This is a genomic window from Haloferax mucosum ATCC BAA-1512 (genome assembly GCF_000337815.1).
Classification (GTDB): Archaea; Halobacteriota; Halobacteria; order Halobacteriales; family Haloferacaceae; genus Haloferax; species Haloferax mucosum.
In genome coordinates, this window is record NZ_AOLN01000018.1 from 143567 (window position 1) to 155935 (window position 12369).

The window sequence follows — 12369 nt, forward strand, 5'->3', positions numbered from 1 at the left end:
CGGGTGCGTCGAACAAAACCTTTCGGCTGTGGTTCGCTCCCGGAGCAATCGTTATCCCCGGCGGCCGCGATTTCCGCGGCATGAGTCAGCACCTCTTCGAATTCCTCTCGGGGCTGTCGGCGGCGGAGGCAACGCTCCTCGTCTTGCTCGTCTCCGTCGTCGGCGCCTTCCTCATGGAGGCGGTCGTCATTCGCCTCCTGTTACAGTACACGAGACGGACGGAGACATCGCTCGACAACATCGTCGTCCAAGAGCTTCGGTTGCCCATCGTCGTCACCGTCTCCCTGACCGGTATCTTTCTGTTCGTGCAGGTTCCGGCGGTCGCCGAAGCGCTCGTCGTCGATTCGGCGGTGCTCAAGACGTTCTTCGGGAAGCCGTCGATTTCCGTCGGTATCGTCGTCTGGGCGTGGGCGCTCAACCGCCTCGTCAATCGACTGGTCGAGGCGGTCAAAGACCGAGGCAGTCAGTACGACTTCGCACCGGTGTTTTCGAACGTCTGGACGATTCTGGTCGCTATCGGGACCATCGGCGCGCTCCTGTACCTCTGGGGTATCGAAATCACACCGCTTTTCGCGGGTGCTGGCATCGCCGGTATCGCGGTCGGGTTCGCCGCCAAAGACACCGTGGCCAACTTCTTCGGCGGTATCGCGCTCTACTTCGACGACACGTACAAAATCGGCGACTACGTCGTCCTCGACTCCGGGGAAGCGGGTACAGTCGTCAAAGTGGGGATTCGCTCCACGACGCTTCTCACCCGCGACGAACTCCTCGTGACCGTGCCGAATTCGGTGCTCAACGCCGCGAAGATAATCAACGAGTCCGCCCCGAACCGACGCCGCCGCCTCAAAGTCCCCATCGGCGTCGCCTACGGCACCGACATCGACACGTTCGAAACACTGCTCACTGACCTCGCGCTCGACGAACCGCTCGTCCTCGACAGCCCCCGTCCGCGACCGCGCTTCCGCAAGTTCGGCCCGGACGCGCTGGAGTACGAACTCGTCTGTTGGGTCAACAGCCCGCTCAAGCGCGGCAAAGCGACGCACAACCTCAACCGTGAGATATACACTCGGCTGAACGACGCGAACATCGACATTCCGTACCCGCAACGCGACGTCCACGTCCACGCCGCCACCGAGTCCGAGACGCCCGACCAGTCCATGATGCGGGGATTATCGAACGGCGGCAACCGACGGCAAGATGCGACGGACGCCACGGACGCGACAGGTGAGAGAGAAAGAAGCGCGAGAGAGACGGACGCCGAAACTGTGGACTCTCCCGACGACGAGTAATTACTTCGAAAATACGGATTTGGCTCTTTCACGCCCTGAATCAGCGTTCCAATGAGCGTGCTATCGTCTATCGTTCTCGTGCCCAGAATCCAACGTCCCCCACCGAACCGGCACACACCATGCGAGACACGACGGACCCTCGATACCGGGACCCGACAACCGGAATCGACGGCGGACCGCGACAGTCCCCGCGCCGGGAAGGTTAACTTCGGCGGGACCGTCCGTCGAATATGCTCCAACTTGGGCCGATAGACGGACTCATCGAAGTGTTCGGCCCGTTCGTGATTCCAGTGCTCTTGTTCGCCGCGGGGTTCGTAGGCTATCTCGTCCTCGTCGCGCTCGGACGAACCGGACCGGACGGAGACTGACCAAGAACCGCCCGCCGGTCGCCGGAGACACGACGGATGTCCCGATGCCGACTGCCCCGCGTTCTGTGTTCGTTCTGCGAGCTTACTCTTCGACGACGATGGCACCCGTCATGCCCGCGGCCTCGTGCGGGATACAGAGGTAGCTGTGTTCGCCGGCGGTCTCGAAGGTGTGCGTGTAGGACTGGCCGGACTGCACCGCGCCCTTCCCGTCTTCCCACCCAGACTCGGCGGCGTCCTGCGATTCGAAGCCACCGGAAGCCCAGTACGCCGCGCCCTCCGGAATCTCGTCCTGATAGGCGGTCACCGAGTGCGCTTCGCCGCCGGCGTGCTCGAACGCGACCGTGTCGCCGACGCGCACCGTCAGTTCAGCGGGTTCGAACGCGACGGCGGTCATCTTCACCACGTGGTCTGCGTCCTCGGGGACGCCTTCGACGACGCTCGGCCCACCGGTGTACTCGGTCTCGGAACTGCCGCCGTGCTCGTGGCCGCCGTCCGCGCTCGGTGCCTTGTCGATTGCGCCGACGACCGCAAACTGGGCGCGGGCGGTCGCAACCGCGTATCCTTCTGCGGCGGTCTCCACGTCGCTTCCGTCTTCGAGCGCGCCGACGTAGGTCGAAAGCGCCGACTCGAAGCCTTCGTAGGCATCGTGGTCGGCTTCCTCCAGCGCCTCGTGAACACGAGCCCCTTCGAACGTCTGGAAGACGCCGCTCATGCGCTCGGACGCGGCGGCCGCGAGACCCGCGTCGGCGGCGGCGGTTGCAACGACGGCGTACATCGAATCGACCGCTTTCTGACCGTAGGTTTTCGCCGCGTCGTAGGCGTCGCCGCCGTCTTCGGCCGCGGTGCGGACGTTGCCGAGTGCACCTTCGAACGACTCATAGAGGTCGTGGTCGGCTTCCTCCAGCGCCTCGTGGTAGCCGCCCGCACCCTCCTCGAAGAAGGTGAACGTCGATTGGACGACCGTCGCGGCGCGGTCGGTGGCGCCGACCTGTGCGAGCGCGGCGGCGTCGAAGCCGCGGGCACCGAAGAACGCCGCTTCGGCGGCCGACACTTCGGCGGTCGTTCCGACGGCCGTTTCGAACTCGAAGAGCGCGTCCATCGCACCCTCGGCGTGCGTCGCGGCCGCGTCGGTTTCGCCAGCCGTCGCCGCATCGACGAGTCCGGCGAGGTGTTCCTCCTCGAAGCGGTGGTAGAGTTCTTCAGACTCGTGTTCGACCGACTCGTGGATGTCGGCTTCGTTCTCCTCAAAGCGGGCGAACAGCCCCTCTGCGACGGTGGCGGCTCGGTCCGTCTTACCCTGTGCGACGAGTTCGCGGGCGTCCGCGAGGCGGGCGCGGAAGAACGCCGCTTCGAGCGTCGTCGCCGACTCGCCGCCGACGAGCGCCGTGACGCCGGTGAGAAGGTTCTCGTCAACCGTCGCAAGCGCGTCTTCGGTCGCCGCGGCGTCGCCGGACTCGGCGGCTTCCTTCAGCGATTCGAGACCGCCCTCGAAGCCTTCGTAGGCGTCGTGGTCGGCTTCCTCCAGCGCCTCGTGAGCGCGCGCGCCCTCGAAGTGCGCGTAGACGTCGCCGGCGAGCGTCGCGGCGAAGTCGGTCTCTCCCTGCGCGACGAGTCGAGTCACGTCGGCGGCGCGGGCGCGGTAGAGCGTGAGCGCGGATGCGTGTGCGTAGTCGTCGCCGGGACCGCCGAGTCCGGCGAGCACTTCGGCGTCGAAGCCGACCGACTGCATGAGCGCGAGGTGGCCGGCACCGGCGACCGACTCGGGGACGAGTTCGTAGGTCGCTTCGACTGTCGCGTCCGCGGCAGAGCGCGCAGACGAGACGATGCTGTCGGCGTCAGACGCGTCGGCCGCGCCCTCGACACCGGCCTCGAACGTCTCGTAGAGTTCCGACGAGGCGTCTTCGAGCACCGAGTGAGCCGGTGCCTCTTCGAACGATTCGTAGACGCCGTTGGCGAGTTCGGCGGCGGCCTCGACCTCGCCAGCGGCGGCGAGCATCTCGGCGTCTCGGGCGCGCGCACCGAACAGGAGGACGTTCATCGCATCCACGACAGCGGTATCGACGCGACCGCGCTGGGCCGCAAGAAGGTTGGCGGACGCCTGTGCCGCGAGGTCGATACCGGCGTCGGTGTTCCCGTTCGCAAACTCGTCTTTTGCGCCGCGGAGGTGTTCTTCGAACGTCTCGTAGTTCTCCTCGTTCGTCTCTTCTAACTGCTCGTGGGTTCCCCACTCGCTCGACGCCTGTTCGAAGCGCGCGAAGATGTCTTCCGTGACGCGGGCCGCGGTTCCCAGTCGTCCCGCCCCAGCGAGGGCGATAGCGTCGTACAGACGTGCACGCATCACGTTCCACTCGGCCGCGACGGCGACGGTCGCATCGACGGTCACGGACATCTCGCCGGTGGCGGTCGTCTCCGACCCGTCCGTCTCGTTTCCGGCCGTCGTGGATTCGTCGGAAGACTGTGCGCTACATCCTGCGAGACCGGCAGTCGTAACCGCCAGCCCCGTCGTTTTCAACAGACTCCGTCGGGAGTAGTTCATACTTTTAGGCACACCTAAGATGATAAAAGGACTTCGATTTTTAGGTTACCCAAAAACTAACAAATTAGGCGGACTGATGGCTGTTACCACGCGTTTTCTGTTTCTATACATTTATAAAAAAGTCAACTCATCGGGGGAGTTCAATCGTCGCCGACGGCGAGCGACGGTATCGAACAATAGGACTTCTGTCGAAGCAGGAATCGTCTCGGGGAGACGGGGTTAGTCCGCGGTCGTCGCGTCGTCACCGCGGAGTCGGTCGAATGCCGATTCGAACTCCTCGTCGTCTTCGACCGTCTCCTCCCACTCTTCGAGACCGCGCTCGACGCGGGTTCCCTCGATGGTGTTATCGAAGAAGAACGCGAACAGGCCGCCGACGGCCATACCGGTCGAGCCGATGACGAAGATGGTGTCGGCGACGAGTTGGTTCCCGAGGACGGGACCGACGAGGGCGACCTGACTCATGCCCTGACGGAAGGCTTCGGCGGAGCCGACGTTACCCATGTACGCCGGAATCGCAAGCCCGGCGAACAGGGCGATACCGATGACGAAGCCGTTCCGCGAGGAGTCGAGGTCAACGTACTTCAGGTTCGAGAGACCGACAGCGACGATTTGGCCGAACATGGCGACGTAAAGCCCGCCGACGATGGGGTCAGGAATCGTTGCGATGAGTTGGCCGAAGTAGCCGACGAAGCCCATGATGAGCATCACGCCCGCGCCGACCTGCACGACGTAGCGGGAGGCGACGCCCGTCAGACCGATTGCGCCGATGTTCTCGGAGTAGGACGTCGAGCCACTCCCGCCCATGAGCGCCGAGAAAACGTTCATGACGCCTTCCATTCCGATACCGTGGTTGATGCGGCGTTCGGAGGGTGCGCCGATGCCGGACAGGCGCGCGACCGCGTGGTAGTCACCGAACGACTCGACCATGGAGGCGGCGACGCCAGCGAGCATGCCGATGATGAACGACGTCGAGAACTGCGGAATGCCGAAGGCGACGCTTCCGACGAGCGGAAGCGAGACGGTCGTCGTTCCGGCCCCACCCGCAAAGCCCCACTGGAGCGGGTAGATGGGCACGAACGCCGGCGCGTCGATGACCGTCTGGAGATTCACGTAGCCGGACGCACCGGGTGCGATAACACCCGTAACCGACAGTACGGTGGCGACGACGTACGAGGCGATGACGCCGAGAAGCACCGGGAACAGCTTGAACGCCGGGTGTGCGGTGTCGAGGTACTGCGAAAAGAGCACGATGAGCGCGAGCGTCAGACCGAGAAGCCACCAGTTGTTGGCCGCCGAGGTCACCTGCGGCGCGTTGAAAAGCGAAAGGCCGATGAGTGCGATAGTCGGCGCGATGACGACCGGCGAGATGAATTTCCGGAGTCGTCCGAGCAGGCCGAAGTAGCCGACGAGGACTTCGACCAACGCGGCCACGATGATGGCACCTTGGAGTTGCAACAGCGCGCTTTGCCACGCGACACCGGACGGGTCGGTCGCCTTTGCGACGCCGACGACGGCAATTGCGGGTGCGAGCATCGAGAACGGCGCACCCTGCACGATTGGGTAGCGGTTGCCGAACGTCGTCTGCATCAGCGTCGCAATCCCGGAGACGACGAAGAAGGTCCCGACGAAACGCGGGACGATATCGGCGGGCATTCCCAAGGCACCGGCGAGAATGAGCGGGACGGCGATGTTCGCGCCGACCATGGTGAGGTAATGTTGGGCGCCGAGAAGAAGAGCGGTTGGAAGGGGTGGTTTATCGTCGATACCGTACTGCACGAACGAGGCGGAAGAGGAGTCGTCCGTCACGACCATCCCCCCGTATGCGGTGGTTCGCTTCCGAACATGGTTGTTCGAGCATACTAGTGCGGATATATATGTCCTCCTTTTTCGCGCGCGAAGGCGTGCCAGCAACTTTGATTTATCGGCCCTCACATGGGATTTGTCAGCCCTCTCGTGTCACATGTGCACACAGAACTTGGTGAGAACTCTCGGCAGTCACAGCGGGAAACGAAGTGAGCCGTCCGACGGCGGACGACTCGAAAGCGGGACCGGTTGCTCGAAAAGTGGCCGTTACTCGATGGCGTGCACCGGCGAAATCCAGACGACGAGTTCGCCGTCTCGCTTGATGACGCCCTCGATGGAGTCGTCTTTTTCGAGCGGCGGGTCTTCGACGTCGTCCATCGAGATACGGACGACCTGATACACCTCATCGACGAGCCAGCCGGTCGCGGCCTCGTCTTCGAACTTGTTCGGGTCGAAGATGACGATACGCTTCGATTCGCCTTCCTCGTCGATGCTGAGAAGCGACTTGGGATTGATAATCGAGGTCGTCCGACCGCGAAGGTCCATCACGCCTTCGACGTGATTCGGCGCGTTCGGAACCGCCGTCAGCTGTCCCTTATCGACGATTTCGCTCACGTACTCGATATCGACGCAGTACGTCTCCGGCCCGAGTTGGAATTCCAGTACCTGTACTTCCTCCGCGGAGTCCTCCTCGACGTCGTCCGCGCCCATCTCTGTCGTGATTGAATCTTGTCGCATGGTGAACCCCGGCGACGACACGCGCCGCCCTGTCTGCTTCAGAGTGGTGAGATTCAGCGTATAAAGGTACGTACCCGATTATCAGCCGTGATTCTTCTCGCCGAGCGTTTATATATCCGATTTCCGAACCTCGGAGGTAGATGAGCGGTCAACGAAACGGCACACTGACGACTCCCTCTCCGCACCACCGGTGGGGGACTGTATCGACGCTCCCGGTTCCACCTCGGCGTCGCCGCGCTGGGTGTGGGCGATGAGTTCCGCTTCCGAACCGACGCGTGCGGTCGTCGTTGACGACTCGCGGTTCATGCGGACTCTCATTCGTACGCTCCTCGAAGACGCCGACGTCGAGGTTATCGCCGAAGCGAGCAACGGACGGGAAGCGATTTCGGTGGTCTCCGAGCATCGCCCGGACGTCGTGACGATGGACATCGAGATGCCCGAGATGAACGGTCTCGATGCCGTCGAAGCCATCATGGACGAGTGTCCCACGCCCGTCTTGATGCTCTCGGCACACGCCGAGGAGGACGCGGACGTGACGTTCGACGCACTCGACAGAGGCGCAGTTGATTTCGTCACCAAACCTGGCGGCGAGGTCACCTCTGAGATGCCGCGTGTGAAGCGCGAACTGGTCGAGAAGATTCGGTCCGCCGCGGCGGTTGACCTGTCGGCGACTCAGCAAACATCTCGCCCCCCGAAGACCAAGGCGAGACAACAGACTTCCGCGACGTCGCCCGATTCGGGCGTCGAATCCGAGTCGCTCCCCGAAGAAGGGACGACGCTCGTCGTGGGCGCATCGACCGGCGGCCCGAACGTCGTCGAGCGCGTCCTCGCGGCGCTCCCGAAGGAGGCCGGTCTCCGCGTGCTCGTGGTTCAACACATGCCAGCGGGCTTCACAGAGCGCTTTGCGGCGCGTCTCGACGCACGTTGTGACTACGAGGTCAAGGAAGCCGACGACGGCGAACGTATCGGTCCGGGTCAGATTCGCGTCGCACCGGGCGGCTCGCATCTCTTGGTCACACGCGACAGCGGCGGAAAGCTCAAACTCGAACTCTCCGACGACGACCCGCTTCACGGCGTCAAACCGGCTATCGACCTCACGATGTCGTCCGCCGCCAAAACGGTCAACACACCGCTTGCCGGCGTGCTCCTGACCGGCATGGGCCGCGACGGCGTCGATGGAATGACCCGAATTAGCCGGGCGGGTGGCCACACGGTCGCACAAGACGAAGAGACGTCTGCAATCTTCGGGATGCCGAAGCGCGCAATCGAGGCCGGCTACGTCGATACCGTCGCACCCGACGGTCGCATCGCCGAGGAAACACTTCGCGGGCTTACTACCTGACCATGGACGACGAACTCTACCAAGCATTCATCACCGAAAGCGAAGAGAGCATCACGCAGTTAAACAACTCCCTGCTGTCGCTGGAGTCTAATCCGGAGGACACCGACGCAATCGACGACATCTTCCGGCAAGCGCACACGCTGAAGGGGAACTTCGGCGCGATGGGCTTCGACAACGCCGCGACGGTCGCACACGCTGTCGAGGACCTCCTCGACGAGATTCGACACGAACGGCTCGAAGTCACGCCCGAACGGATGGACCTCGTCTTCGACGGGATGGACCTCATCGTCGAAATCCTCCACGACATCGAGGAAAACGGCGAATCCACCATCGACCCCGCAGACACCGTCGAAGAGATTCGCGCCGCCGTCGAGACCGGTGGTGACGCGGGAAACTCGAGTCCGGCGGCGCCTGACGAGGACGACTCCGATGACATCGACCTCACTGCTCTCGCCGCCGACACCGTCGATACCGACGCCATCGATGCGACCACGCTGACGCACGCCCACATCGAACTCGACGCGGGTGACATGAAGGGCGTCGATGCGGGTATCTTCCTCAGTAGCATCCCCGAAGACATCGACATGGTCGGTGCGGCACCGTCACGAGACGACATCGAGGACGGCGAATTCGACGACGGATTCGACCTGTTCATCGCGGAACTCGACCCCGACGGCGTCGAAACCGAGTTCAAAGGACTCTGGAAAGTCGTTACGGTCGAGACGACCGACGTTTCGGACGCGCTCGACGGCGCGGTATCGACCGGCTCCGACGCGTCGGCGGACGCAGACGACGCGTCCGAAGGCTCTGACGCTGACGCCGACACCGAACAGACGGCCGCTGACGACGCGGAGACTGCCAACGAGGAAGACGACGACGACAACACGGAGTCGGACGCCGACGAGACGAAGGAAGACGCGGAGGCGGACGAGACGACGACTGACTCCGGGGCAGACGATAGCTCGGCGGACGAATCGGCAAAAAAGAAGAAGGAAGAAAAGAAGGAAGCGCGCTCGATTTCAGCGGTCAAGTCCGTCCGCGTTGACGTTGACCAACTCGACGAACTCCACGAACTCGTCGAGCAACTGGTAACGAGCCGAATCAAGCTTCGGAACGCGATTCACGAGGAGCAAAACACCGCGCTCGATACGCTCGACGAACTGGACAAGATTTCGTCGAACCTCCAGAACACCGTCATGGACATGCGGCTCATCCCGCTGAAGAAGGTGTTCGACAAGTTCCCGCGGCTCGTGCGTGACCTCGCACGCGAACAGGACAAGCGCATCTCGTTCAAAGTCGAAGGCGCGGACATCGAACTCGACCGCACCATCCTCGACGAGATTTCCGACCCGCTGATGCACGTTCTTCGGAACGCCGTCGATCACGGCATTGAAGAACCGGACGTGCGCGAGGCGAACGGCAAGCCGCGGACGGGGACCGTCAAGCTCTCCGCCCGGCGGCAACACGACACGGTCATCGTAACCGTCGAAGACGACGGGACCGGCATCGACGCCGACGGCGTCCGCGACAAAGTCGTCGCCGAGGGCGTCGAGACCCGCGAAGAAGTGAACAAGATGTCGGACTCGGAGATATACGACTACATCTTCCACCCCGGTCTCTCGACCAACGACGAGATTACGGACGTGTCCGGCCGCGGCGTCGGCATGGACGTGGTCAAGACCACCGTCGAATCGCTCGACGGGTCGGTCTCGGTCGAAAGCGAACCCGGCGAAGGGAGCACGGTCAAGATTCGCCTCCCCGTCTCGGTGGCGATTATCAAGGTCCTGTTCGTCCAAGTCGAAAACCGCGAGTTCGGCGTGCCAATCAAGTACATCGACGAAATCAGTCGCCGCGACCGGATTCAGACGGTCAACGGCGCGGAAGTCATCGTCCACGAAGAGACGATTTTCCCGCTGATTCGACTCCGCGAGGCGCTGGAAATCGACGCGGAGGACCCGGACCACGGGATGGTCGTCCGCATCCGGCCCGACGACAGACAGGTCGCACTACACTGCGACGGCGTCACGAAACAGGAGGAAGTCGTGGTGACGCCGCTTCAGGGACCGCTCTCCGGCGTCGATGGACTGTCCGGAACCGCCGTCATCGGTGACGGGAACGTCATCCCGATTCTGGACGTTTCGACCCTCGAACTCCCCGATACGGGGAAACAAGCGATGCGAGAGTTCGACCCGAGCCAACTGCCCGGCACGTCTGAGGAGGCGGCGGACTAATGGCGTCACCAACTGACGACCCGACGTTCGACGAACTCCTCGACTACGTCGAAAACTCGCTTCACTTCCAGACGAGTTCGTACAACGAGGCCTACCTCGACCGGCGAATCTCCGCACGGATGCGTCGCTGTCGCACCGACGACTACGAGGAGTATCACTCCATCTTACGCGACGACGACGACGAACAGCAGGCGCTTCTCGATGCGCTCTCTGTCAACGTGACGAGCTTCTTCCGGAACCCGAAGGTTTGGGAAGCGCTCCGTGAGGTCCTCCGCGACCTCAGTTCGAAGGGGAGCCGCCGCGACCCGATCAAAGTGTGGAGCGCCGCCTGTTCGGACGGCCGTGAAGCGTACTCGCTTGCGATGCTCGCCCACGACGACGACCGCGTTGACGAACGACGAATCGAAATCGTCGGGACGGACATCAAACGCGAGATACTGCGCGCCGCCCGAAAAGGCGAATACCGCGCCTCGGAGACGAACGACGTCTCGGAGCAACTCGAACCGATCGGACGCTGGGAACGGTTCGTCGAACGCGACGGCGACATCTTCCGCGTGAAAGACTCGATTACCGATATGGTTCGGTTCGACAGGCGCGACCTCATCCGCGAGGACCCGCCGGGGACGTTCGACTTAGTCGTCTGCCGAAACCTGTTTATCTACATCAACACCGAGTCGAAACGCGCCGTGTTCGAAACGCTTGGGTCGGCGCTCAAACCCGATGGCTATCTGACGATTGGGATGACTGAGACGATTCCTCCGACGTGCAGACAGCAGTTCGACCCCGTCGAGAAACGACTTCGAATCTACCGTGCGAACGACGAAACAGCACAGAGGTAAGAGATGAAACCCGGTGAACAAAAACTTGGAGACACACGCGGGCGGTTCCTTCAGGTTATCAAGAACGGCCGGGAGATTCACGACGTTGACTGGACGAGCGGTCGAATCTTGCTTTCCAACCAGCGACTCATCCTCGCTGGGACGGCCGGAAAGCGGACGATAAACCTCTCACAGATCAAGAAGTTCGGCGGACGCTACGACGTCAACCAACGGATTGCGACCGTCTCGGACTACTTCAGTATCCACATCCCGTCCGGCGTCGTACTCCTCGCCCCCGTCGAGTACGACGAGTTCGAGACCGACTTCTTCGGTGCGCTCTTGAACTCCGAGCAGTTCCTCGCTCGCCACCCTGCGGTCGCCGGTGGCGTCGTTCAGAACACAGAGTGGGAGAAAACCCGGTTGAAAGTCGAAGAAGAGGCTGTGAGCATGGCGACCGTCGGCGGCAAGTTCGTCGAGATTCGCCTCGACGACATCGGCGAGGTGAACACGGGCGAACGGACGATCATCGACAAACAACGAAGCGTCATCGAAGTTGAACACTCAGACGACGAGGGAACGAGTCTACAGACGTATATTTCCGGGTCCGAGCGGTCCATCGGATTCCTCTACACGCTCTTGCGCGAGGGCGAAGAGCTCTCGGAGACCTCGATAGAACTGAGCGAGACCGACAAGCAAGTTCTGACGGCGCTTTACTCGGGCGTCTCACCGTTCGACATTCCAAACTTCCTCGGACTCGATATCGACGAAGTCGAGGAACTCTTCCAGCGTCTCATCGACCACAACGTCGTCGAGGAGATTCGCGTGCGACGCGAAGTCCAACTCAACGCTCGCGGCCGTAGTATCGCATCAGACGCTATCAACGAACAATAGCGTCTTTTCAGCGAAGTACGGGGACACGCGTTACGTATTTCTACGAACGAACGTCTGACTACTACGTCTACTCGACCGTTCCACGCTGGTCGGGGCGGCGGAGACAGAGACCCACGCATAGTCTCGCGCTTCGTGGCCACGTTGTGCTTGTGGTCCCGAGGCAGTCTTGAAACGCTTCTGAGACGTTCATAATGTCCCCCGTGACGCTCCCAAGACGTTCCTGGCGCGCTTGCAATGCACTTCTGATGGACGGGCGTGTAACGAGAACAAGGCAGTCGTGGCCGGTGTGCGCGGTAGACTCTCGGCTTCCGGTTCGGAGACGCGCATCACAGGTGTTTGAGACGGGCCGGTAC

The 12369-nt window shown here is 62.4% G+C and carries 9 protein-coding genes; 6 read left to right on the forward strand and 3 right to left on the reverse strand.

Annotated elements, in window-relative coordinates:
• Window positions 1–80: 80 nt before the first annotated feature.
• Together C440_RS13385 and C440_RS17840 are read left to right on the forward strand one after the other, a co-directional pair.
• On the forward strand, window positions 81–1289 hold the full coding sequence (locus tag C440_RS13385; protein WP_008321091.1) for a mechanosensitive ion channel family protein: 1209 nt from the start codon (window positions 81–83) through the stop codon (window positions 1287–1289).
• 230 nt (window positions 1290–1519) lie between these two features.
• The gene (locus C440_RS17840; RefSeq protein WP_008321092.1) at window positions 1520–1657 is read left to right on the forward strand and encodes a hypothetical protein; all 138 of its coding nucleotides are present in this window, start codon (window positions 1520–1522) and stop codon (window positions 1655–1657) included.
• 82 nt (window positions 1658–1739) lie between these two features.
• Here the strand turns inward: C440_RS17840 and C440_RS13390 are convergent, their stop codons facing one another.
• From C440_RS13390 to C440_RS13400, 3 genes are all read right to left on the reverse strand, one after another.
• A complete protein-coding gene (locus tag C440_RS13390; RefSeq protein WP_008321093.1) occupies window positions 1740–4193 on the reverse strand; it encodes a DUF5059 domain-containing protein in 2454 nt (817 codons plus the stop codon).
• A gap of 219 nt (window positions 4194–4412) precedes the next feature.
• A complete protein-coding gene (locus tag C440_RS13395) occupies window positions 4413–6005 on the reverse strand; it encodes a uracil-xanthine permease family protein (RefSeq protein ID WP_008321094.1) in 1593 nt (530 codons plus the stop codon).
• A 258-nt stretch (window positions 6006–6263) separates the two neighbouring features.
• A complete protein-coding gene (locus C440_RS13400; RefSeq protein ID WP_049915863.1) occupies window positions 6264–6734 on the reverse strand; it encodes a chemotaxis protein CheW in 471 nt (156 codons plus the stop codon).
• Between the two features lie 250 nt (window positions 6735–6984).
• On the opposite strand from C440_RS13400, the gene C440_RS13405 reads away from it, so the two are divergent.
• From C440_RS13405 to C440_RS13420, 4 genes are read left to right on the forward strand one after another with little or no spacing between them, the layout of a single operon-like run.
• A complete protein-coding gene (locus tag C440_RS13405; protein WP_193788409.1) occupies window positions 6985–8076 on the forward strand; it encodes a protein-glutamate methylesterase/protein-glutamine glutaminase in 1092 nt (363 codons plus the stop codon).
• A gap of 2 nt (window positions 8077–8078) precedes the next feature.
• A complete protein-coding gene (locus C440_RS13410; RefSeq protein WP_008321097.1) occupies window positions 8079–10307 on the forward strand; it encodes a chemotaxis protein CheA in 2229 nt (742 codons plus the stop codon).
• On the forward strand, window positions 10307–11146 hold the full coding sequence (locus tag C440_RS13415; RefSeq protein WP_008321098.1) for a CheR family methyltransferase: 840 nt from the start codon (window positions 10307–10309) through the stop codon (window positions 11144–11146). The genes C440_RS13410 and C440_RS13415 overlap by 1 nt, the downstream gene beginning before the upstream one ends.
• Window positions 11147–11149: 3 nt before the next feature.
• On the forward strand, window positions 11150–12016 hold the full coding sequence (locus tag C440_RS13420) for a CheF family chemotaxis protein (protein WP_008321099.1): 867 nt from the start codon (window positions 11150–11152) through the stop codon (window positions 12014–12016).
• The last annotated feature ends 353 nt before the right edge of the window (window positions 12017–12369 follow it).

Excerpts from the sequence above, each read along its gene's own strand:
- C440_RS13395 (WP_008321094.1), bottom strand. The coding sequence starts at position 6,005 with ATGGTCGTGACGGACGACTCCTCTTCCGCCTCGTTCGTGCAGTACGGT.
- C440_RS13390 (WP_008321093.1), bottom strand. The coding sequence starts at position 4,193 with ATGAACTACTCCCGACGGAGTCTGTTGAAAACGACGGGGCTGGCGGTT.
- C440_RS13410 (WP_008321097.1), top strand. The coding sequence starts at position 8,079 with ATGGACGACGAACTCTACCAAGCATTCATCACCGAAAGCGAAGAGAGC.
- C440_RS13400 (WP_049915863.1), bottom strand. The coding sequence starts at position 6,734 with ATGCGACAAGATTCAATCACGACAGAGATGGGCGCGGACGACGTCGAG.
- C440_RS13385 (WP_008321091.1), top strand. The coding sequence starts at position 81 with ATGAGTCAGCACCTCTTCGAATTCCTCTCGGGGCTGTCGGCGGCGGAG.
- C440_RS13405 (WP_193788409.1), top strand. The coding sequence starts at position 6,985 with ATGAGTTCCGCTTCCGAACCGACGCGTGCGGTCGTCGTTGACGACTCG.
- C440_RS17840 (WP_008321092.1), top strand. The coding sequence starts at position 1,520 with ATGCTCCAACTTGGGCCGATAGACGGACTCATCGAAGTGTTCGGCCCG.
- C440_RS13415 (WP_008321098.1), top strand. The coding sequence starts at position 10,307 with ATGGCGTCACCAACTGACGACCCGACGTTCGACGAACTCCTCGACTAC.
- C440_RS13420 (WP_008321099.1), top strand. The coding sequence starts at position 11,150 with ATGAAACCCGGTGAACAAAAACTTGGAGACACACGCGGGCGGTTCCTT.